15 protein-coding genes, 1 tRNA gene and 3 rRNA genes are annotated in these 21958 nt (G+C 53.6%); 15 read left to right on the top strand and 4 right to left on the bottom strand.

Features of this window, described 5'->3' with window-relative positions:
• Positions 1 to 3 precede the first annotated feature (3 nt).
• From C6362_RS02310 to C6362_RS02285, 6 genes are read left to right on the top strand one after another with little or no spacing between them, the layout of a single operon-like run.
• Positions 4 to 405, top strand: a complete 402-nt coding sequence (locus C6362_RS02310; protein WP_014015157.1) for a hypothetical protein — start codon at positions 4 to 6, stop codon at positions 403 to 405.
• Complete coding sequence (locus tag C6362_RS02305; protein ID WP_014015156.1) at positions 392 to 1192, top strand: Cof-type HAD-IIB family hydrolase; 801 nt, start codon at positions 392 to 394, stop codon at positions 1190 to 1192. The genes C6362_RS02310 and C6362_RS02305 overlap by 14 nt, the downstream gene beginning before the upstream one ends.
• A 23-nt stretch (positions 1193 to 1215) precedes the next feature.
• Entirely contained in the window at positions 1216 to 2121 is a 906-nt protein-coding gene (gene rapZ / locus C6362_RS02300; RefSeq protein ID WP_014015155.1) for an RNase adapter RapZ, read from the top strand.
• 11 nt (positions 2122 to 2132) lie between these two features.
• Positions 2133 to 3479, top strand: a complete 1347-nt coding sequence (locus C6362_RS02295) for a gluconeogenesis factor YvcK family protein (RefSeq protein ID WP_014015154.1) — start codon at positions 2133 to 2135, stop codon at positions 3477 to 3479.
• A gap of 13 nt (positions 3480 to 3492) precedes the next feature.
• A complete protein-coding gene (gene whiA, locus C6362_RS02290) occupies positions 3493 to 4428 on the top strand; it encodes a DNA-binding protein WhiA (protein ID WP_014015153.1) in 936 nt (311 codons plus the stop codon).
• Positions 4418 to 5725, top strand: a complete 1308-nt coding sequence (locus tag C6362_RS02285) for a hypothetical protein (RefSeq protein WP_014015152.1) — start codon at positions 4418 to 4420, stop codon at positions 5723 to 5725. The genes whiA and C6362_RS02285 overlap by 11 nt, the downstream gene beginning before the upstream one ends.
• A gap of 142 nt (positions 5726 to 5867) precedes the next feature.
• Here C6362_RS02285 and C6362_RS02280 read toward each other — a convergent pair whose 3' ends face one another.
• The 3 genes from C6362_RS02280 to C6362_RS02270 are packed head-to-tail and all read right to left on the bottom strand — an operon-like array spanning position 5868 to position 8101.
• Positions 5868 to 6653 carry a basic amino acid ABC transporter substrate-binding protein gene (locus C6362_RS02280; RefSeq protein WP_027895017.1) on the bottom strand — a complete coding sequence of 262 codons (786 nt, stop codon included), beginning with the start codon at positions 6651 to 6653 and terminating at the stop codon, positions 5868 to 5870.
• Between the two features lie 17 nt (positions 6654 to 6670).
• Positions 6671 to 7315 (bottom strand): HAD family hydrolase, encoded by a 645-nt coding sequence (locus C6362_RS02275; protein WP_014015150.1) that lies wholly within the window; start codon positions 7313 to 7315, stop codon positions 6671 to 6673.
• 3 nt (positions 7316 to 7318) lie between these two features.
• Positions 7319 to 8101, bottom strand: coding sequence for a basic amino acid ABC transporter substrate-binding protein (locus C6362_RS02270; RefSeq protein WP_014015149.1), 783 nt, complete (start codon positions 8099 to 8101; stop codon positions 7319 to 7321).
• Positions 8102 to 9478: 1377 nt separating this feature from the next.
• Here C6362_RS02270 and C6362_RS02265 point away from each other — a divergent pair.
• From C6362_RS02265 to C6362_RS02230, 8 genes are all read left to right on the top strand, one after another.
• A 16S ribosomal RNA gene (locus C6362_RS02265) occupies positions 9479 to 11042 on the top strand.
• 162 nt (positions 11043 to 11204) lie between these two features.
• Positions 11205 to 14117 (top strand): 23S ribosomal RNA (locus tag C6362_RS02260).
• Between the two features lie 102 nt (positions 14118 to 14219).
• Positions 14220 to 14336, top strand: a 5S ribosomal RNA gene (gene rrf, locus C6362_RS02255).
• Together the 16S, 23S and 5S rRNA genes form the textbook arrangement of a ribosomal RNA operon.
• Positions 14337 to 14959: 623 nt before the next feature.
• Positions 14960 to 15793, top strand: coding sequence for a hydroxyethylthiazole kinase (thiM, locus tag C6362_RS02250; RefSeq protein WP_014015148.1), 834 nt, complete (start codon positions 14960 to 14962; stop codon positions 15791 to 15793).
• Between the two features lie 4 nt (positions 15794 to 15797).
• Positions 15798 to 16097 (top strand): MTH1187 family thiamine-binding protein, encoded by a 300-nt coding sequence (locus C6362_RS02245; RefSeq protein ID WP_014015147.1) that lies wholly within the window; start codon positions 15798 to 15800, stop codon positions 16095 to 16097.
• A gap of 50 nt (positions 16098 to 16147) precedes the next feature.
• A tRNA-Ser gene (locus C6362_RS02240) sits at positions 16148 to 16238 on the top strand.
• Between the two features lie 115 nt (positions 16239 to 16353).
• Positions 16354 to 17130, top strand: a complete 777-nt coding sequence (locus C6362_RS02235) for a TatD family hydrolase (protein ID WP_014015146.1) — start codon at positions 16354 to 16356, stop codon at positions 17128 to 17130.
• 157 nt (positions 17131 to 17287) lie between these two features.
• Positions 17288 to 19105, top strand: coding sequence for an ammonium transporter (locus tag C6362_RS02230; RefSeq protein ID WP_014015145.1), 1818 nt, complete (start codon positions 17288 to 17290; stop codon positions 19103 to 19105).
• A gap of 352 nt (positions 19106 to 19457) precedes the next feature.
• Here the strand turns inward: C6362_RS02230 and C6362_RS02225 are convergent, their stop codons facing one another.
• Entirely contained in the window at positions 19458 to 20684 is a 1227-nt protein-coding gene (locus C6362_RS02225) for an RNA-guided endonuclease TnpB family protein (RefSeq protein ID WP_014015144.1), read from the bottom strand.
• A 146-nt stretch (positions 20685 to 20830) separates the two neighbouring features.
• On the opposite strand from C6362_RS02225, the gene C6362_RS02220 reads away from it, so the two are divergent.
• Complete coding sequence (locus C6362_RS02220; protein WP_014015143.1) at positions 20831 to 21898, top strand: glycosyl hydrolase family 18 protein; 1068 nt, start codon at positions 20831 to 20833, stop codon at positions 21896 to 21898.
• Positions 21899 to 21958 lie beyond the last annotated feature (60 nt).

Genomic DNA, 21958 nt, shown 5'->3' with positions numbered 1-21958 from the left:
ATCATGAAAAGACTCTTTCTTTTACTGGCAGCCTGGTGCTGCCTGGGCCTGGGCACGGTCCTGGCCTACAATCCCTACGCGCCGAACCAGTTCGACGCCGTCGACCGCCATACGTGGGAATACAAGGCCGTCTATGACCTGTCCAAGGCCGGCCTGACCGGGGCTCCGATGGAGCGGTTCGCCCCGTCGTATAATCTGACCCGCTATGAAGTGACGGAAATGATCGCGACGGCCATGAAGAACCGCAGCCGGGCTACGGCAGACCAGCAGCAGGAAATCGATAAGCTGGCCCAGAGCTATGCCGATGACCTGAGATATGTCACCGACGCGGCGCAGGAAGCCAATCAGACGCCGAAGGGCGTCGTATTCGACTGGAAGGAGGGAACCCTCGGTGCCGGCCATTAAGATGATCACCATCGACCTCGACGGGACCCTCCTGCGCAGTGACGGCAGCGTGTCGGACCGGACGGTGCGGACTTTGCAGGCCGCCCGCGATAAGGGCGTCGTCGTCGCCATCGCCACGGGCCGCATGTACCAGACGGCCCGGCCATACGGAGAACGGCTGGGGCTGGGCGACAGCCCGCTGTTGCTCTTTGCCGGCGGCCTCATCGAGACGCTGGAATCGAAGAAGATTCTCTTCCAGCAGGTCATCCCCAGGGAATGGGCGCAGGAACTGGCCGATTTGGCCCGCCGCCGGGGCTGGCAGCTCCAGACCTATATCGACGACGTCCTGCGCGCAGCCCGGGACGACGAGTGGATCCGCGACTATGAACGGATCACGCACAGCAAGGCCTGCATCTGCGGCGATGACTTTTACCACGTCCAGGGCGACTGCAACAAGCTCCTCAGCCGGGGCGGACACGACGACCTCGTCGCCCGCAAGGCCCTCATCGAAAAGACCTTCCCCGGCCGGTTCAATGTCCTCTTCTCGGCGCCGACGTTCCTGGAAATCATGCCCCAGGGCGTCGACAAGGGCGAGGGCATCCGCCGCCTGGGCGAGCTCTACGGCATCGGGACCGATGAAATCATGGCCCTCGGCGACTCCCAGAACGACCTGGATATGCTGAAGGCTGCCGGTTTCCCCGTAGCTATGGCCAACGCCGCCGAAGAAGTGAAGGCCGCAGCGGCTTATGTCACGGCGTCCAACGACGACGACGGTGTCGCCGCAGCTGTCGAGAAATTTGTATTATAACTCATTTAAAATAGGAGGTTCTTATGGACCATTTTCATTTGATCATTGTCACCGGCATGTCCGGTGCCGGTAAGAGCCATGCCGTCCAGGTACTGGAAGATATCGGCTATTTCTGCATCGACAATATCCCGCCGGTCCTGATTCCCAAATTCGCGGAATTATGCATCAAAGGCGGCGAACGGGTCCGCCACGTGGCCCTCATCGCCGATATCCGGGGCGGTGAATTTTTCGATGCCATGAGCCAGTGCCTGAAAGACCTCAAGGCCGAAGGCATTTCCTACGAAATCGTCTTCATCGAAGCCTCTGACCAGGCCCTGGTACGGCGTTACAAGGAAACGCGCCGCGTCCATCCCCTGGCCCCGCACGGCCGCATCAGCCAGGGCATTGCCGAAGAACGAAAGCGCCTGGCCAGCCTGCGCCAGAAAGCGGATTTCATCATCGACACGTCGAACCTCAAGCCGAAACAGCTCAAGGAAATCCTGGTCAAGCGCTATGCCATTACGGACAGCAAGAAGAACATGACCGTCACGGTCGTCTCGTTCGGCTTCAAGCACGGCATGCCCATCGACGCGGACATCGTCGAAGACGTGCGCTTCCTGCCCAACCCGTACTATATCGATGAATACCGTCATAAATCGGGCCGCGTGCCCTGTGTGCGCGACTATGTCGAAAGTTTCCCCATTACCCAGACGTATAAGGAAAAGTGGTTCGACATGATCGACTTCCTCCTGCCTAACTATGAACGGGAAGGCAAAAGCCAGCTGGTCATTGCCGTCGGCTGTACCGGCGGCATGCACCGCAGTGTCTGTATGGCTGAAGCCATGTATAAGCATTTGCGGGATAATGGTGTCGACGTATCCATCGAACACCGGGATATCCAGAAGAACGACGTCGAAGAAGATGCGCCGGGGTACGAAGGCGAAGCGTAGGAGGTGCTGTCATGCGTTTTATGAAATGGCTGCATCCGGGCTTGCACATCAAGCGATGGCTCTTCCTCTTCGGCCTGGGCATGATGTGTTCCAGCTTCGGCATTATCCTGACCTTTAACTACCAATGGCTGGGAGAATTGGAAGAATGGGCTTTCCGCCTGCTCTACGAAATGACCGGCCATTATAACTATACCATCCTGGCCAGTCTGGGCATCCTGGTCATCCTCCTGGGGCTGGTCGTCATGGCCTGGGCCACGCGGCGCCTGATCCGCACCATGATCGGCGTCGTCATGCCCGGCGAATCGGAGAACCTCAGCGACTTGATCTTCTCCAACCTGCAGCTGTCCAAAGGGCCGAAGGTCGTCGTCATCGGCGGCGGCACGGGCCTGTCGGTCATGCTGCGCGGCCTCAAGGCCAAGACCTATAATCTGACGGCCGTCGTCACCGTTGCCGATGATGGCGGCTCGACGGGCCGTATCCGCCAGGACCTGGATATCATCGCGCCTGGTGACCTGCGCAACTGCCTGGTCGCCCTGGCCGATAAGGAAGGGCTCATGGAAAAGCTCTTTGCCCACCGCTTCGGCGGCTCCGGCAACCTGACGGGCCACAGCTTCGGCAATCTCTTCATTGCCGCCCTTATCGAAGTCCTGGGCGACGTCGAAGAAGCCATGGATGCGACGAGCAAAGTCCTGCGCGTCCGCGGCAAGGTCATCCCGTCGTCGGCGGAAAAGATACGCCTCAACGCTGAAATGACCGACGGCCGCATCGTCGAAGGGGAATCACAGATTCCCCATGCCCACGGCAAGATCAAGCGCGTCTTTACGACACCGGAACATCCCAAGGCCATCCAGTCCGCCGTCCGGGCCATCCAGGAAGCCGACGCCATCGTCCTCGGACCGGGCAGCCTCTATACGAGTATCATGCCCAATCTCTGTGTGCCCGATATCGTCCAGGCCGTCCGCACCAGCAAGGCGCCGAAAATCTATATCTGCAACGTCATGACCCAGCCCGGAGAAACCGATGATTACACCGTATCCGACCACGTCAAGGCCATCAACCGCCAGGCCGGCGGCAGGGTCATCGACTTCGTCATCGCCAACAACGGTGACGTCGATCCGGCCGTCCTCCAGCGCTATGTCGCCACCGGGTCCCATCCGGTCATCATCGACAAGAAGGAAGTCAGCCAGGCCGGGGCGACGCTCATCCTGTCGGACCTCATCAACAAGGAAAACAGTGCCACCCACGATACGAAGAAGCTGGCCAACGTCCTCTTCGACCTGATCAATGCCTTGCGGACCGACTTATCGCCGGAACTGTTGCATTACTATTTGAAACGTTACACATTTACCCATCGTTAGGAGGCGGCATCTTTTGTCTTTTGCAGAAGAAGTGAAGAATGAAATCGCCCACTGCAAGCCGGAAAATGCTGCCTGCCGCTTTGCCGAACTGGCGGCGCTGCTCTGCATGGGCGGGTCCCTCATCCTCGGATCGCGCGGGACCATCGGCATCGAATTCAGTACGTCCAATAATGCCGTCGCCCGCAAGGCTTTGAAGATGTGGATGGAATCCTTTACGGTCCGGCCGGAAGTCCGCGTCCGCCAGGGATTGCGCCTGCGCAAGAAGAACTATTACATCCTGCGGGTGACGCCGTCGCCGGAGAGCACGGCCATTTTACGGGACCTGTCCTTATTTCCGACGGATGCGGAATTTTCCGCCATCGATCTCCGCAAGGCCGACTGCCAGCGGGCTTTCCTGCGGGGCGCTTTCATGGGCGGCGGTTCCGTCAACCAGCCCAAAGGGGACTATCACCTGGAACTGGTGACGGGCAATGCGGCCTTTGCCGAAAAACTGTTGAAAATCATGCGCCGCTTCCATCTGCCGGCCAAGACGACAGACCGCAAGGGTGATTATCTCGTATATATCAAAGAGGGAAATGGCGTGTCCCAGTTCCTGCAATATATCGGCGCGGCCCAGGCTTATCTCAAGTTTGAAAGCGTCCGCGTCGTCAAGGGGATGCGCAATAACGTCAACCGCGTCGTCAATTGCGAAACGGCCAATCTTCAGAAGACCGTCGACGCCGCTGTCCGCCAGCGCCGGGCCATTACCTGTATCCAGGAATCGGGCCTGTATCCGCGCATGTCCCCGAAGCTTCGGGAAGCGGCGGAACTGCGCATGGCCAATCCGGAAGCGTCCATGAGCGAGCTGGCGGCCCAGTCGGGACTGACGAAATCCGGCTTGTCCCACCGATTCAAAAAAATCGCTGATATAGCGAAACAGATAGAAGGTCAAAAAAAAGATGAAATTTAAGAAACTATGTACTTATATAGCCGGCCTGCTGACGGCCTGCCTGCCTCTGGCAAGTGCCCTGGCGGCGGACCTGCCGGCTGTGGACGATCCGGAGGTCATGGACCGCGTCGTCGCCCAGCGCATGCTGCCCATTTCCATGACGGCCCCTGTCGATACGGGGACGCTGCTGCTGTCAGACAGTCCGGAATACGCCGATGGTGACGGTATCCTCTATGGGGATATGGTCAGCGGCGACGTGCGCCTTTATTTCTATCATGTCAACCAGCATCCGTACAACCGGAAAATCGTAGCCATGCTCTACAACCCGCATCCTTATCCGCTGGAAGCCGTCCTCCAGGGCTATCAGTACACGCGGCCCAGCACGGATTACTACCAGGTTGGCAAGGAATTGTCCACCATGTATTATGAAGGCAATATGACGGTCAATAAGATTACCGTCCCGGCTCATAACTATGCCGTCGTCGGCCAGCGCCTCAACGAGACCGTCGTCCGTCCGGACCAGCTTTTTTCGGGCATCGTCAATGTCAGCCTGCCGGAACCGATGATCCTGTCATCCATGATCCTGCCGCCGCAGGAAGATCCTGTCGCCTTCATCCGTAAGCAGCAGTACCTGGCCAGCGACTCGGTTCAGCTGCGCGGTACCTTCCACGGCAAGGACCGCTATCTGAGTACGCTCATCCCGTACTCGACGGACAGCGGCATCGGCTATATCCTCCTGGCCGACGGCGTCTGGGACCGTTTCCTCCAGGGGCGCGACGTCATGGACAACCGGGCCTCGGAAGACACGGGCAACTACGGCGTCGATTACACCATCCACCTGCGCACGACAGGAAACGGGGATGTCCACTTGTATTTCAATCCCCAGGGCGGCGAATATGCCGGCGTGACGGAACTCATCTACAGCGACCCCAAGCGGGGGGAAGACAAGAAAATCGTCGAACTGCCGCGCCACCGCCATTCTATGGGCCTCAATGACCCGTATGCCATGGAATACGTCGATACCTTCCCGGCCGGGACAGACATGACCATCCGCATCATGCCGCCGGGAGCGGCCAACCTGCCGGTCCGCTTCCTCGTCGTCCCGGACAATAAACTCCAGCCCATCCGCGAAGCCGTCCAGGCCGAACGGACTGCCAAAGAAAAACGAACTGCTGCCGCTGCAGAAGCAGCTAAACGGAAAGCCGCCTACAAAGACACGACCATCCAACCCGAAGCCGAACTCCAGTCCGACAACCAGGGTGAGTTCACATCCCTGAAAGACCGCTTGGCCAAACTCCAGCAGAAGGATAAAAAATAAGTGGTTCGTGGCTCGCAAAGCCTCCCCTCATAGGGGAGGTGGCCCAACGGGCCGGAGAGATTCTTTTGCCTTATTGCTGCAAACTAAAAACTACAAACTTAAAACTCAAAAAGGCGCTGTCTTCATGCGACAGCGCCTTTTTTTACTGCTTCGGTTCTTCGCCGAACCATTTCTTATAAATCTTAGCATACGTTCCGTCCGCTTTGAGTTCCTTCAAAGCTTCGTTGACCTGCTTGCTCAGTTCCGGTTTATCCTTGCTGATGCCCATGGCTACGCCGCGGGACGTAATGGCTTCGCCGACGATTTTGAGCTTGTCTTTACCACCTTGCTGGAGGTAATATTGGGCGACGGCTTTATCGATGGAGACCGCGTCACACGTGCCGGCTTCCAGTTCCATCCAGCCCTGGGTATTGGTGTCAAATTCCTTGACGTTGGCACCGTGTTCACGGGCGTAGTCGGCTGCTTTGGAACCGACCTGAGCGCCGACGGTCTTACCGGCGATGGAGTCATAGCCGGTGATGTCCGTATTGCCCGTCGGGACGACGATGGTGTAGCCGCCCTGGTAGTAGACGTCGGTGAAGTCGATCTGTTTCTTCCGTTCATCCGTAGCGTCCATGCCGGCAGCGATGAGGTCAATCTGGCCGCTCTTCAGGGCCGGGATGAGGGCATCGAAGCCGAGGTTCTTGACTTCCATCTTGTAGCCCAGTTTGTCGCAGACGGCCTGGGCCAGGTCGATGTCGAAACCGACGTCTTTTTCGTTTTCCGTGAATTCAAAGGGCGGGAACGTCGGTTCCGTGCCGACGATGAGGGTCTTGTCACCTTTGGCAGCACCGTCTTTTTTGTCGGCTGTACCATTCGAGCCGCAGCCGGAGAGAAGGGTCAGGGCTGCCAGGGAGGCAGCGACGAGGGTCGTAACTTTTTTCTTCATCATAATAGGTTCCTCCATTAGGGAATAGTAAGGATTTCACTGAGATCCTTCATGATTGCCACATGGGGCAGGGGAGCAAATTCCTGGCTCGTCGTCGTGCCTGTCGTCACGGCGGCAAAGGCGACGCCTGCGTTTTGGGCCGCTTTGGCATCGATCGTGTTGTCACCGATATAGAGGACGTCTTTCTTGTCCAGCCCGAAATGGCGGCAGACGGCGTTGATTCCGTCCGGGGCGGGTTTTGCCTGGGCGACGTCTTCCATGCCGACGACGAGGTCGATGAGGCTTTCCATCTGATACTTCCGCAGCGTTTCACCGATGCGCGACCGGGTCTTGGTCGAGACGATGCAGCACAGGGCACCGGACTCTTTCAGGGCGCGGAGCGTCGGCAGGGTCTGCGGATAGAGGTGGGTATTGGCCGTCATGTATTTATCGGAGAAGCGGACCTTGTATTCCGTAGTCAAGGCCTGGATGCGGGCCGGGTCCGTTTCTCCGGTCAGGCTGGCCATGGCGTCGTACATGGTCATGCCGATCGTGCGGCGGATAGCTTCTTCGTGGATACCGTCATAGCCTTCGGCTTCGAAGAGGAGCTGGAAGCACATGACGATACCTTTTTCCGAATTTGCCAGGGTGTAGTCGAAATCGAATACGTAGGCTTTATACATGGATTATTCCTTGGGGTCTATGCCGAACCATTTTTTGTACAGTTTGGCGTAAGTCCCGTCGGCTTTGAGGTCGGCCAGGGCCTTGTTGACTTTTTCCAGGAGTTCCGGTTTATCTTTGGAAACAGCCATTGCGATGCCGGCATCGGCTTTCTTGGCATCGCCGACGATCTTCAGGTCCTTATCACCGCCTTCTTTCATGTAATAGAGGGCAACCGACGTGTTGATGACGACGGCGTCACACGTACCGCTCTGCAATTCCATCCAGCCCTGGCTGTTGGCGTCATACTGTTTGACCGTAGCGCCGGCTTCCGTAGCCAGGTCTACGCCCTTCGTGCCGACCTGGGAACCGACGGTGCGGCCTTTGAGATCATCAAAACCATTGATGGTCGTGTTGTCCTTGCGGACGACGACGGAGTAGCCATCATGGAAATAAGGATCCGTGAAGGAAACCTGTTTCTGCCGTTCCGGCGTAGCGTCCATGCCGGAAGCAATCATGTCAATCTGGCCGCTGCGCAGGGCCGGGATGAGGGCGTCGAAACCGAGGCTCTTGACTTCGACCTTGGAGCCCATCTTTTCGCCGATGGCATTGGCCAAGTCGATATCAAAACCGATATACTTGTCGTTTTCTGTAAATTCAAAAGGCGGGAATGTCGGTTCCGTGCCGACGACGAGGGTCTTCTGTTCACCTGAAGCGCCGTCTTTTTTATCTGCCGAAGAACCGCAGCCGGCGACCAACGTCACAGCTGCCATGGCAGCAGCTGCCAAAGCTAAACATTTCTTGTTCATGTGTAACAACTCCTGTTCATTGCCTAATAAGGAAAAATAAAATACAACTACTCGACATAATTATACTATATATAGCGCAAAAAATATAGCATAAAATGCGTAGGGGCCGACCTGAAAGGCGGCCCGCTGCGAGATTCGGCCACACCTATCCGAGTATAATGGCAGGTTTTTACGAGCCACGGACCACGAACAACGAGCCACGGCTTTTTCCTCGGACTCAGATGCGGCGTTCCGCCGCGACAGACTCAAACGGACAACGACGCTTCGGGATGCCCTCAGCGCGTAGCGGGACGCCCTTTGGCCGTCCCCTACGGATGCCGTTGCACAGCGGCATCTCAAACTGACAACATCGCCTCGAGTAACCCTCGGCTCGTAAAAAAATGCCCCGACCGGGGCCATCGTAGGGGCCGTCCTGAAAGGCGGCCCGCTGCGAGATTCGGCCACACCTATCCGAGTATAATGGCAGGTTTTTACGAGCCACGGACCACGAACTACGAACCACGGCTTTTTCCTCGGATTCAGGTGCGGCGTTCCGCCGCGACAGCCTCAAACTGACAACGACGCTTCGGGGAGCCCTCAGCGCGTAGCGGGCCGCGGCCTCTACGGATGCCGTTACACCGCGGCATCTCAAACTGACAACATTGCCTCGAGTAACCCTCGGCTCGTAAAAAAATGCCCCGACCGGGGCCATCGTAGGGGCCGACCCGGCTAGGGCGGCCCGCTGTGATATTTGATCATGGCCTATTCGGAATGATGGTGAGCTTTTACGAGCAACGAACCACGAACCACGGCTTTTTTCTCGGAATCAGATGCGGCGTACCGCCGCGGCAGACCCAAACTGACAACGACGCTTCGGGAAACCCTCAGCGCGTGGCGGGCCGCCTTCACAGGACGGCCCCTACGGATGCCGTTGCACAACGGCACCTTACACTGACAACGACGCTTCGGGATGCCCTCGGCGCGTAGCGGGCCGCCTTTACAGGACGGCCCCTACGGAATCGCGGCCAGGCGATGTTACGGATTGACGACGAACGATGAACGACGAACACATCGCCGCAGGCGATGATTCGCGGCCGGCGTCAAGGATTTGAAAAAATCCTTGACATATTCTTTACATAGTAGTACACTAAATGAGCTGTTGGGGCAAGGCCCTGACGCCGCAGGATTTTGAATTTTAAAAAGTTCAAATTAATCCTTGACAAGCTCTTCCGAGTTTGTTAAAATAAACAAGTCGTCGCCACCCGGTGATGACAACGATGACCTTTGAAAACTGAACAATGAACTGAATGAACGCCAGAGTGCGAGGTTCTATTTTATAGAACGTCAAACAATGAGTAATACCAATCAATAAACAAGAGCCAAACAGCTCTTCCATATATCATGGAGAGTTTGATCCTGGCTCAGGACGAACGCTGGCGGCGTGCTTAACACATGCAAGTCGAACGAGAAGAGATGAGAAGCTTGCTTCTTATTAATTCGAGTGGCAAACGGGTGAGTAACGCGTAAGCAACCTGCCCTTCAGATGGGGACAACAGCTGGAAACGGCTGCTAATACCGAATACGTTCTTTTTGTCGCATGGCAGAGAGAAGAAAGGGAGGCTCTTCGGAGCTTTCGCTGAAGGAGGGGCTTGCGTCTGATTAGCTAGTTGGAGGGGTAACGGCCCACCAAGGCGACGATCAGTAGCCGGTCTGAGAGGATGAACGGCCACATTGGGACTGAGACACGGCCCAGACTCCTACGGGAGGCAGCAGTGGGGAATCTTCCGCAATGGACGAAAGTCTGACGGAGCAACGCCGCGTGAACGATGACGGCCTTCGGGTTGTAAAGTTCTGTTATACGGGACGAATGGCGTAGCGGTCAATACCCGTTACGAGTGACGGTACCGTAAGAGAAAGCCACGGCTAACTACGTGCCAGCAGCCGCGGTAATACGTAGGTGGCAAGCGTTGTCCGGAATTATTGGGCGTAAAGGGCGCGCAGGCGGCGTCGTAAGTCGGTCTTAAAAGTGCGGGGCTTAACCCCGTGAGGGGACCGAAACTGCGATGCTAGAGTATCGGAGAGGAAAGCGGAATTCCTAGTGTAGCGGTGAAATGCGTAGATATTAGGAGGAACACCAGTGGCGAAAGCGGCTTTCTGGACGACAACTGACGCTGAGGCGCGAAAGCCAGGGGAGCAAACGGGATTAGATACCCCGGTAGTCCTGGCCGTAAACGATGGATACTAGGTGTAGGAGGTATCGACCCCTTCTGTGCCGGAGTTAACGCAATAAGTATCCCGCCTGGGGAGTACGGCCGCAAGGCTGAAACTCAAAGGAATTGACGGGGGCCCGCACAAGCGGTGGAGTATGTGGTTTAATTCGACGCAACGCGAAGAACCTTACCAAGCCTTGACATTGATTGCTATGGATAGAGATACCCAGTTCCTCTTCGGAGGACAAGAAAACAGGTGGTGCACGGCTGTCGTCAGCTCGTGTCGTGAGATGTTGGGTTAAGTCCCGCAACGAGCGCAACCCCTATCTTCTGTTACCAGCGGTTCGGCCGGGGACTCAGGAGAGACTGCCGCAGACAATGCGGAGGAAGGCGGGGATGACGTCAAGTCATCATGCCCCTTATGGCTTGGGCTACACACGTACTACAATGGCTCTTAATAGAGGGAAGCGAAGGAGCGATCCGGAGCAAACCCCAAAAACAGAGTCCCAGTTCGGATTGCAGGCTGCAACTCGCCTGCATGAAGCAGGAATCGCTAGTAATCGCAGGTCAGCATACTGCGGTGAATACGTTCCCGGGCCTTGTACACACCGCCCGTCACACCACGAAAGTCATTCACACCCGAAGCCGGTGAGGTAACCTTTTGGAGCCAGCCGTCGAAGGTGGGGGCGATGATTGGGGTGAAGTCGTAACAAGGTAGCCGTATCGGAAGGTGCGGCTGGATCACCTCCTTTCTAGGGAAAACCTAAGAAGTCGGCGCTTTGGCAATTCATTCATTGTTCAGTTTTGAGAGGTCATCCTCTCAATCGTACCTTGACAACTGCATAAAAATGTTAGAAAATACCTCTTTTTAAAAAGAGATCTTAACGAACCTTGAATTCTTGTTTATAGAAATTAGTCAAGTAAGTAAGGGCGTACGGCGGATGCCTTGGCCATATCAGCCGAAGAAGGACGCGATAAGCTGCGATAAGCTGCGGTGAGGTGCAAGTAACCTTTGACCCGCAGATTTCCGAATGGGGAAACCCGGCAGCAGTAGTGCTGTCATCCTCTATGAGGAAGGGCACCCGGTGAACTGAAACATCTAAGTAGCCGGAGGAAAAGGAATCAACAGAGATACCCCTAGTAGCGGCGAGCGAACGGGGCAGAGCCCAAACCGGAATGGGAAACCAATCCGGGGTTGTGGACTGCTATCAAATGCATGAGTGAAGCAGAATGAGCTGGGAAGCTCAGCCAGAGAGAGTGAGAGCCTCGTAGGCGTAAGCAAATGCATGGAGCAGGATCCAGAGTACCACGGGACACGAGAAACCCTGTGGGAAACTGGGGGGACCACCCTCCAAGGCGAAACACTGATATGGACCGATAGCGCATAGTACCGTGAGGGAAAGGTGAAAAGAACCCCGGGAGGGGAATGAAAGAGAACCTGAAACCGTATGTCTACAAGCAGTCGAAGCACTTTATAGGTGCGACGGCGTGCCTATTGAAGAATGAACCGGCGAGTTACTTCAGCTAGCGAGGTTAAGCGGAAAACGTGGAGCCGAAGCGAAAGCGAGTCTGAACAGGGCGTATAGTTAGTTGGAGTAGACCCGAAACCACAGTGATCTACCCATGTCCAGGTTGAAGCACAGGTAAAAATGTGTGGAGGACCGAACCAGTGAGCGTTGAAAAGCTTTTGGATGAGATGTGGGTAGGGGTGAAATGCCAATCGAACGTGGAGATAGCTGGTTCTCCCCGAAATAGCTTTAGGGCTAGCCTCATGGCGAGAGTACAGGCGGTAGAGCACTGAACGGGGTAGGGGCCTATCCGGCTACTGAACCTAATCAAACTGCGAATGGCTGTACTTATCCATGGGAGTCAGACTGTGAGTAATAAGGCCCATAGTCAAGAGGGAAACAGCCCAGACCAACAGCTAAGGTCCCCAATGCCGTACTAAGTGGCGAAGGATGTGGAATTTCGAAAACAACCAGGATGTTGGCTCAGAAGCAGCCACCATTAAAAGAGTGCGTAATAGCTCACTGGTCGAGAGACTCTGCGCCGAAGATGTCCGGGGCTAAAGTACGGAACCGAAGCTTTGGCAATTGACATTAGTCAATTGGGTAGGGGAGCGTTCCTGCATGGGAGAAGCCTGACCGGAAGGACAGGTGGACAGGCAGGAAGAGAGAATGCCGGTATGAGTAGCGAAAAGAAGGGTGAGAATCCCTTCCACCGAAAGCCTAAGGGTTCCTGGGCAACGATCGTCGTCCCAGGGTAAGTCGGGACCTAATCCGAGGCGGAGACGCGTAGGAGATGGACAACAGGTTGAAATTCCTGTACTGGCTGAGGCCGTTTGAGCGAAGGAGTGACACAGGAAGGAAGGCGCGCGTGCGATTGGAAGAGCACGTCCAAGCAGGTAGGTTGGGAGACAGGCAAATCCGTTTCCCGAGAGGCCGAGATGCGATGGGGAGCTTCTGGAGACAGAAGCGAAGGGGCTGGCACTAAACTGTCGAGAAAAGCTTCTAGTGAGGACTCAGGCACCCGTACCGAAACCGACACAGGTAGGCAGGATGAGAATTCTAAGGTGCGCGGGAAAACCCTCGTTAAGGAACTCGGCAAAATATATCCGTAACTTCGGGAAAAGGATAACCCAGCGTACGTGAAGTGCAGAAGCGCACGGAGCGGAGATGGGTGGCAGAAGAGAGGCCCAAGCGACTGTTTACCACAAACACAGGCGTCTGCTAAAGCGAAAGCTGATGTATAGATGCTGACACCTGCCCGGTGCTGGAAGGTTAAGAGGAAGTGTTAGCGCAAGCGAAGCAGTGAATTGAAGCCCCAGTAAACGGCGGCCGTAACTATAACGGTCCTAAGGTAGCGAAATTCCTTGTCGGGTAAGTTCCGACCCGCACGAAAGGTGTAACGATTTGGGCACTGTCTCAACGAGGGACCCGGTGAAATTGAAGTACCTGTGAAGATGCAGGTTACCCGCGACTGGACAGAAAGACCCCATGGAGCTTTACTGTAACCTGAGATTGGATTCCGGTAAGAGATGTACAGGATAGTTGGGAGGCTTAGATGCAAGTACGCCAGTATTTGCGGAGCCATTGGTGGGATACCAACCTTGTTTTATTGGAATTCTAACGAGAAGCGTAACGAGCTTGCGGACAGTCTCAGGCGGGCAGTTTGACTGGGGCGGTCGCCTCCGAAAGAGTAACGGAGGCGCCCAAAGGTTCCCTCAGCGCGGACGGAAACCGCGCGAAGAGTGCAAAGGCAGAAGGGAGCTTGACTGCGAGACGGACAGGTCGAGCAGGGACGAAAGTCGGGCTTAGTGATCCGGTGGTAGAGAGTGGAATTGCCATCGCTCAACGGATAAAAGCTACCCTGGGGATAACAGGCTTATCTCTCCCAAGAGTCCATATCGACGGGGAGGTTTGGCACCTCGATGTCGGCTCATCACATCCTGGGGCTGAAGTAGGTCCCAAGGGTTGGGCTGTTCGCCCATTAAAGTGGTACGCGAGCTGGGTTCAGAACGTCGTGAGACAGTTCGGTCCCTATCCATCGCGGGCGTAAGAAACTTGAAAGGGGCTGCTCCTAGTACGAGAGGACCGGAGTGGACCGACCAATGGTGTACCAGTCATGGCGCCAGCCGTGCAGCTGGGTAGCTACGTCGGGGACGGATAAACGCTGAAAGCATCTAAGCGTGAAACCAGCCTAGAGATGAGGTTTCTCATTGTTTTAACAAGTAAGGTCCCACAAAGACGATGTGGTTGATAGGCCGGGAGTGGAAGTACAGCGATGTACGGAGCGGACCGGTACTAATAGACCGAGGACTTGACTTAAGCAGAGAATCCTACCGAATGGTAGGGGTCGCCATGTGGGCGACCCGTTAAGAAAAACATTTTTATGCAGTTGTCAGGATACGAACATCCTGAACAATATAATTCAGTGGCGATAGCTGCGGGGATCCACCTGTTCCCATGCCGAACACAGCAGTTAAGCCCGCAAACGCCGAAAGTACTTGGGGGGAGGCCCCCTGGGAGGATAGGAAGCCGCTGATTAAAGAAAAAAGCACTAGCTTATGCTAGTGCTTTTTTGTGATTCGTGGTTCGTGGTTCGTAGCTCGTAGGGGCCGACCTGGTAAGGCGGCCCGCCTGAAATGTGATGTACACGTAATGCATGGTAAGTAAAGGAGCCTTGCGACGCGCAAAACCGTGTGAGTCGCTTATGCCGAATCTCGTGACCTGATGGTGTGAAAGTATACAGCCAGACAGAGATACCCTGGATTCGGCTGGATAGGTGGGACGACGGCTAGTGCTTTTTTGTTGTTAGTTGTTCGTGGTTCGTAGCTCGTAGGGGCCGTCCCGAAGGGTGGCCCGCTGTGATATTTGACCACAGCCCATTCGGAATGATGGTGCGCTTTTACGAGCCACGAACCACGAGCCACGGCTTTTTTCGCGGACTCAGATGCGGCGTACTGCCGCGACAGACGCATGATTGTATTACGACCGAGTGTCATTCGTCATAAATTCCGACTATACCCACGATTCACAGCGGGACGCCTTGATCAGGACGTCCCCTACGATATCGCATACAGGCGATGGAAATGCCATTAAATTTCCCTGGCCTTTCCTCGGCAGAACGTCTATAATAGAAAGAGCAAAATGACAAAGGTGGTAATAATATGACTGAATCTGAAATCCGCGATGCCGTCCGGGAAGCAGCGAAATTGGCTAAGGCGTCGAATCCGTTGACGCCGTCCATTACGAACACAGTGACTATTAATTTCGTCGCCAATGCTCAGCTGGCTGTCGGTGGTTCGGCTGCGATGGTCTATTTACCTGACGAAGGCGTCAGCATGGCCAAAGCCGGCGCGGCTATGTATATCAACGTAGGGACTTTATTCCCGATTTATGCGGAAACACTGCCGAAAACAGCAGCCGTACTCCATGAAGAAGGAAAACCTTGGGTCCTGGACCCCGTAGCCATTGGCATGGGCCAAATGCGGACGGACCTTTTGATGACCTTCAAGGACTATAAACCGTCTATCATCCGTGGCAATGCATCGGAAATCATTGCTTTGGCCGGCTTATGGGGCTTAGAAGGTGGTACGGACACGTCGGATGTGCGCGGCGTCGATTCGACCGATTCCGTCCGCTCCGCAGCTCATGCTGCCGCTGCGCTGGCTCAGTGGACAGGCGGTGCTGTCGCCGTTTCTGGAGAAGAAGATTTAATTACCGATGGCCGACAGATTGTCCTTTCCCAGGGCGGTTCAGAAATGATGCCCTGCATTACCGGGACGGGTTGCTCCCTGGGCGGTGTCATGGCCGTTTATGCTGCCGTAGCCGACCCTTTCATTGCCGCCATTACCGGGGCCGCTGTCTATAACCTGGCCGGGACGAAGGCCGCAGCCCATGCCAGTGGGACAGGCTCCTTCCAGACGGCGTTCATCGACGAATTATATATAGCTACACCTGATGCGATTGCCCAGAATCCATTAGCTGTAGAGGAGGTATAATATCATGAATACATTAATTGCCGTAGCGATTGCGCCGTGCGGGACAGGCGATGAATTTGCCCCTTATGTTGCTGAAATCGTGCGTATCATCCGGGAATCGGGCTTGCCGAACCGGACCAATTCCATGTTCACTGAAATCGAAGGCGAATGGGACGACGTCATGGCTGTCGTTAAAAAAGCGACACAGTACCTGACCGACCAGGGCTTGCGGGCAGAAGTCGTCTTGAAAGCCGATATCCGGCCAGGATATACGAATATGATGAACAATAAGACCAAGGCCGTAGAAGATATATTGAAAAAATAACTTGACAATCTCGCTCCATCGTAGTATACTGACATAGTCAGTTGACGCATGGAGTGATACTCAAGAGGCTGAAGAGGACGGTTTGCTAAATCGTTAGAGGTCGTAAGGCCTGCGAGAGTTCGAATCTCTCTCACTCCGCCAGATTACTGGACAGAGAGCACCTAGGAAATTTTCCTAGGTGCTCTTTTTTGGCTACGCAGGGGCCTGTTTTTTTGGTACAATATTCGTGGAATCTTATTTTCACGAGGTGTCTGACATGGATATAAAGTATTATGATATTGGACTCAATTTATTTACCCGATCATTTCCTAAGCCGGAAAAAATCATTGCCGATGCGGCGGCAGATGGTATTTGTTGCATCTTGACCGGGTCGGAAGCCCGGGAGAACCGCTTAGTCGATCAGTTTGTCCGCAATCATACGGCTTTTGGCACGGCTGGTATCCATCCTCATGTGGCCGATGAAGCGACGGATGCAGATTTAGAAGAAATCCGGCGCATCGTCATGACGAATCCGAAAGTCGTCGCCGTCGGTGAAACAGGGCTCGATTACGATCGCATGTATTCTAAGAAAGAGAATCAGCTCCATTTTTTCAAGGCCCTCATTGCTATGGCCGAAGAATTGGACAAGCCTTTGTTCCTGCACGAAAGGGACGCAGCTGACGATTTCCTGGCTTGTTTTAAAGGGCATGAAGCGATTTGTCCGAAATCCGTCGTCCATTGTTATACGGGTGATAAGAAGACGCTGGCAAAAATGCTCGACTTGGGTTTTTATATCGGTATTACCGGCTGGATTTGTGATGAACGGCGGGCCGCTCCCCTGCGCGATGCCGTGTCCATCCTGCCCTTGGACCGGGTCCTCATCGAAACGGACGCGCCCTATTTGACGCCGCGGGGATTCCACTTGCCTCGGACGAATGTTCCTAATAACATCACCTATGTGGCTCGGACGTTGGCTGGGTATATGGATGTATCTGTTGAAGAACTCATAGCCCATGCTAAGGAAAATACAGAAAAACTTTTCAAATTACCATAAAATTTCTTGACAAGTATAACGTTTGTTTTTATAATATATTTAAATTTAAAATTTATAAGTTTTAAATTCTTTAGATTTAATTTAATATGTTTGGCAATGACGCCTGGTCGTTTTTTACGGTCAGGCGTTCTTTTTTTTGCAAAAGGGGGAGGTTTTTATGGGTAAATTCAGACGTATCCTTCGGCGCGGCAGTCTGGCAGCTGTCTTGACCTGTAGTCCTTTGGCTGCATTGGCAGCAGAGGCTGAACCGGGCCGGTATTCATCGGTCGATACGATTTGGATTCTTCTCGGCGCTGCCCTGGTCTTCTTCATGCAGCCTGGTTTTGCCATGTTGGAAACGGGCTTGACGCGGGCTAAGAACGCCGGCAATATCGTCATGAAGAATTTCATGGACTTTGCGCTGGGGACTGTTTTCTTTTGGTTCCTCGGTTTTGGCCTTATGTTTGGTACCGATTTTCACGGTATCATCGGGATTCCAGATCCTTTTGTCCAGAACTTCCACGTCGCTGATGACGCCGGTTTCCCGGACATGGCTTTCCTCATTTTCCAGACTGTCTTCTGTGCGACATCGGCGACTATTGTTTCCGGCGCTATGGCAGAACGGACGAAGTTCTCTGTTTATTGTATTTATTCTGTCTTAATCAGTCTGCTCATTTATCCGATTTCCGGTCACTGGATCTGGGGCGGTGGCTGGCTCCAGGAATTAGGTTTTCATGATTTTGCCGGTTCCACTTGCGTTCACATGGTCGGCGGTGTCTGTGCTCTCGTCGGTGCCTGGATTTTGGGACCTCGTATTGGCAAATACAATAAAGATGGTAGTGTCAATGCTATTCCGGGTCACAGCCTGCCGTTGGCCTGCTTGGGCATGTTCATCCTCTGGTTCGGCTGGTTCGGGTTCAATGGCTGCTCAACCGTTTCCATGACCGGCGATGAAACGCTGGTATCGGCTTCGATGATTTTCGTTACGACCAACATGGCGGCTGCTGCTGGTGCTTGCACGGCTATGATTGTCACTTGGATCCACTATGGCAAACCGGATGTTTCCATGACCTTGAACGGCGGCTTGGCTGGTTTAGTCGCCATTACGGCTGGCTGCGATGCTGTCAGCGTTACCGGTGCCTTCATCATTGGCGTCATTTCCGGGGCTGTCATCATTTTCCTCATCGAATTCATCGACCAGAAATTGAAAATCGATGACCCTGTCGGTGCTGTTGCCGCTCACGGTGGCTGCGGTGCTTTAGGCACTATCCTGACGGGATTGTTCAGCGTCAAAGATGGCTTGCTCTATACGGGAGAAACCCACTTCTTCCTCATTCAGGTTCTCGGCGTCTGTGTCGTCGCCCTCTACGTCTTCGTCGCCATCAATATTGTCTTCCGCATCCTCAACGCCACCATGGGCTTGCGCGTTACGGCAGAAGAAGAAATCAACGGCTTGGACTTGGAAGAACACGGTATCGCTTCGGCTTATGCCGGCTTCATGATTACGCCCGATACGGTTACGCAGGCTATTGATGCAGGCAAGGCTCCGGCTGATGCTGTTGAAGTTCCTCTGGATAAACCGGAAGCGGCTCCGTCGGCCGTTACGGTTACGTCTATGCCGGCTGACGGCCATCATCTGTACAATGTCACGATCATTACCGATGAAAAACGCTTTGAACCGCTCAAAGCAGCTATGGAAGCTATCGGCATCACTGGCATGACTATTACCCGGGCCCTGGGTTTCGGCATTGAAAAAGGCCGTCCGGAAATGTATCGTGGCGCTAAAGTATCGGCTAAACTCCTTCCGAAAGTACGCGTCGAAATGGTCGTTTCCAAAATCTCGCCACGGAAGATCATCGATGTCGCCAAGAAAGTCCTGTACACCGGCAAATACGGCGATGGCAAAGTCTTCGTCTCAACCATCGACAATGCCGTTAAGATCCGTACTGGCGAAGAAGGCTATGAAGCCTTGCAGGATTATCCTATTAATAAGTAAGTATTCTATCGTAGTTCATCGCTCATCGCACGGGATTGATATTTTTAATTTCCTACGACAAATGATGAACGACCTACGACCAACATCAAAAGACGCTGTCTTCATGGGACAGCGCCTTTTTTTATGAGAAAATACTGAAATTTCCTATTTTTCAAGGGAATTTGGCCGATATTTTTATAATTCGAGGAGGAACTATGCGCAAAATCGTCAACTATCCCCACCTAACGCTTTCGGCGTTTGAGGTGGGAGCTTGTAAGTCGGAACTACATAGGTACTAACGACATCTAAAAGATGTCTTCCTAAATCCGCCTACATCATCGGGTGGCTGACAACACCCGCTTTGCTAAGGAGTTTACTCCGAAGCAGTTGTTATTCTTTCATAACGAGGATTGTTGTTCCCAGAAATCCACATGGTTCCGAGAAGCTGAATGTTCATGGCTCCAATACGGTCATCGTTGGACTTGTAACCACATTGGCAACTATACAGATGTCTGTGGTGGTCACGATTTTCTTTATGGATAGTACCGCATTTGGGACAACGTTGAGAGGTATACTTAGCAGATACCGTCAGAACTTCGGAACGATTTTCATGAGCCTTATAGGTCAAGAATTGCTCCAACTGATAGAACGCCCAGCTGCGCAGGTCGTAATTTTGTTTAGCAGTTTTTGAAAGATGGGACTCTTCGAAGCTAACGCCGGTCAGATCTTCAAGCACAAACAGCGTATCTTTGCCGTATTTTTCAACGAGTGTCTTAGAAATCTGATGGTTTACATCAGACATCCAACGGTTCTCTCGTCCTGAAATGGCTTTGAGTCTACGCTTTGCTGATTTTGTACCTTTAGACTGGAGCTGGCGGCGGACTTCCTGAAATTTATGGCGTTTAGTAGCCATCTTCTTACCAGAGACGAATTCAGATTTGCCCTGTTCGTCATAGCTAACGGTCAAAAAACGTAATCCACGGTCAATACCGACAACGTGACGGACGTTTTCTTTCTGAAAATCTTCGACAGCTTGGGTTACGGGAATGTGGAGATACCATAAACCTTTGAGTTCGACCAGTTTTGCTGTTCCAAGGTCATAAGCGCCATCAAGGTATTCAGCGAAATGTTCGCCCTCAAAAGTGCATTTGGTTCTTTTGCCGAGTGTATTGATAGATAGGATTTGACCATCATTAACGAAACTGTAATCTCGGTTACGGACCAAGTCTGCTTGTGGACGGCTGAAGAATACTGGCTTCCAGAGCCATTCCAAAGTTTTGGTAATGCGTTGCCAGTTGCCATTCCTATCCTTATATCTGTAGGGATTTTGGAAGAGCTGTTGTTTTACCGTTTTATATCTGGCAATCGTCGTCTTGATAGAAGACTGGGCCAGCTGCGATTTCAGACCGAACTGGCTGCGTAGGTCACTGTACAGCTCTCTGTTGAGACTTTGGTAGGCCATGTTAAATCGGTTGTTGAAGATGTACTGCGACACGAAGTTACAAGCCTGACGGTATTGTTCGGTCATCTGACGGAACAGAAACTCTTGTTCAGAAGTAGCATGTATACGAAGTTTTATCGTTTTAGTTAGGTTAGACATTTTTTCACCTGCCTTTCTAAAATCTATATTATTTCATTAAAATTATTATATCATAATTTTTTTGCTAAAAGTCTATTATTTATTATTGAAAGGAGGAAGCGGGCATTCCTCCCCAACCTAAGAGGTCAGGGTCTCCTGCCCGCGATATGATGAAAATTCTTTCCGGCGCCGTCGCAGCCGGCATCATCCTGGTCGTCGCCGGGGCGGTGTCGCTCATGGTACCGTCGACGTCGGCAGCCAAGCAGCGTCCCCAGCCGACTTTTGACAACAATGCCTGGATTGCTTATTGGGATTACGACAAAGGGCTGAAAGAAGCCAAGGATATTAGCAGCCAGCTCAATTCGGTCAGCTATTTCGGCGGGGCACTCGATCGTCAAGGCCAGGTCATCGTCCTGGGGCCGGCCAAGGCGTTCGCGGCAGAGAAACTGCCCCGCTATAAGGTGACGGTCAAGAAGTACCTGACCGTCGTCAACGATGTCTATGACAACCCGCAGGACCCGAAGGGGCAGACCAAGGTCAAAGATACGTCAATCCTGGAAACTATTCTGGCCACGCAGGCTTCGCGTCAGGCCCATATTGACGATTTGTTCCGGACTATGAAAGCCTATGGCTATGACGGCCTGGAAATCGATTATGAACAGGTTTGGAAGAATCCCCTCGTGGCATTCCGTTATGTGAAATTCATTCAGGAAATCGCCGCGGCAGCTGACGAACAACAGGTGCCTTTGCGCATCATTTTTGAACCGTCTGTCCCGGCCAACAAGCTCATTTTCCCGGAAGGTCCGGAATACGTCATCATGTGCTATAATCTCTATGGTACGCATACGAAAGACGCAGGTCCCAAGGCGGATCCGGACTTCATCAATACCGTCCTCGGACGGGTGGACCGTCTGCCGCGGCCGCACAGCATCGCCTTTGCTACTGGTGGCTGTATCTGGGAAAGCGGACAGAGCCCGCGTATGGTCACGGAAGGAGAAGCCCGGGAGCTGGCTAAATCCCTCCATGCCAAGGTCCAGCGCGAACCGTCCAGCCAAGCCTTACAGTTTGAAGGACATCGGGCCGATGGCACGGCCGTTACCGGCTGGTATGGTGACAGTGAGACCCTCCGGGCTTGGAAACAGCAGGCATTGGAACATGGCGTCGACGGCATTTCCCTGTGGCGCTTAGGGGGAAATGACCACATCAGGACATACTATGTTGGCTTGATGCCATAGTATATTTATGCTTTTGTATGCTGTTTATTGACACAAATTTAGGCTGGGTATATAATGCTT

The organism is Megasphaera elsdenii DSM 20460, from assembly GCF_003010495.1.
GTDB lineage: Bacteria > Bacillota > Negativicutes > Veillonellales > Megasphaeraceae > Megasphaera > Megasphaera elsdenii.
Note: the sequence above shows the minus strand (reverse complement) of the source record. Positions and strands in the feature narration are given on the sequence as shown.

Bases quoted from the DNA above. Each gene is read 5' to 3' on its own strand.
- C6362_RS02245 (WP_014015147.1), top strand. From the start codon at position 15,798: ATGAATACATTAATTGCCGTAGCGATTGCGCCGTGCGGGACAGGCGAT.
- thiM (WP_014015148.1), top strand. From the start codon at position 14,960: ATGACTGAATCTGAAATCCGCGATGCCGTCCGGGAAGCAGCGAAATTG.
- C6362_RS02235 (WP_014015146.1), top strand. From the start codon at position 16,354: ATGGATATAAAGTATTATGATATTGGACTCAATTTATTTACCCGATCA.
- C6362_RS02270 (WP_014015149.1), bottom strand. From the start codon at position 8,101: ATGAACAAGAAATGTTTAGCTTTGGCAGCTGCTGCCATGGCAGCTGTG.
- C6362_RS02220 (WP_014015143.1), top strand. From the start codon at position 20,831: ATGATGAAAATTCTTTCCGGCGCCGTCGCAGCCGGCATCATCCTGGTC.
- rapZ (WP_014015155.1), top strand. From the start codon at position 1,216: ATGGACCATTTTCATTTGATCATTGTCACCGGCATGTCCGGTGCCGGT.
- C6362_RS02280 (WP_027895017.1), bottom strand. From the start codon at position 6,653: ATGAAGAAAAAAGTTACGACCCTCGTCGCTGCCTCCCTGGCAGCCCTG.
- C6362_RS02310 (WP_014015157.1), top strand. From the start codon at position 4: ATGAAAAGACTCTTTCTTTTACTGGCAGCCTGGTGCTGCCTGGGCCTG.
- C6362_RS02275 (WP_014015150.1), bottom strand. From the start codon at position 7,315: ATGTATAAAGCCTACGTATTCGATTTCGACTACACCCTGGCAAATTCG.
- C6362_RS02230 (WP_014015145.1), top strand. From the start codon at position 17,288: ATGGGTAAATTCAGACGTATCCTTCGGCGCGGCAGTCTGGCAGCTGTC.
- C6362_RS02295 (WP_014015154.1), top strand. From the start codon at position 2,133: ATGCGTTTTATGAAATGGCTGCATCCGGGCTTGCACATCAAGCGATGG.
- C6362_RS02225 (WP_014015144.1), bottom strand. From the start codon at position 20,684: ATGTCTAACCTAACTAAAACGATAAAACTTCGTATACATGCTACTTCT.
- C6362_RS02285 (WP_014015152.1), top strand. From the start codon at position 4,418: ATGAAATTTAAGAAACTATGTACTTATATAGCCGGCCTGCTGACGGCC.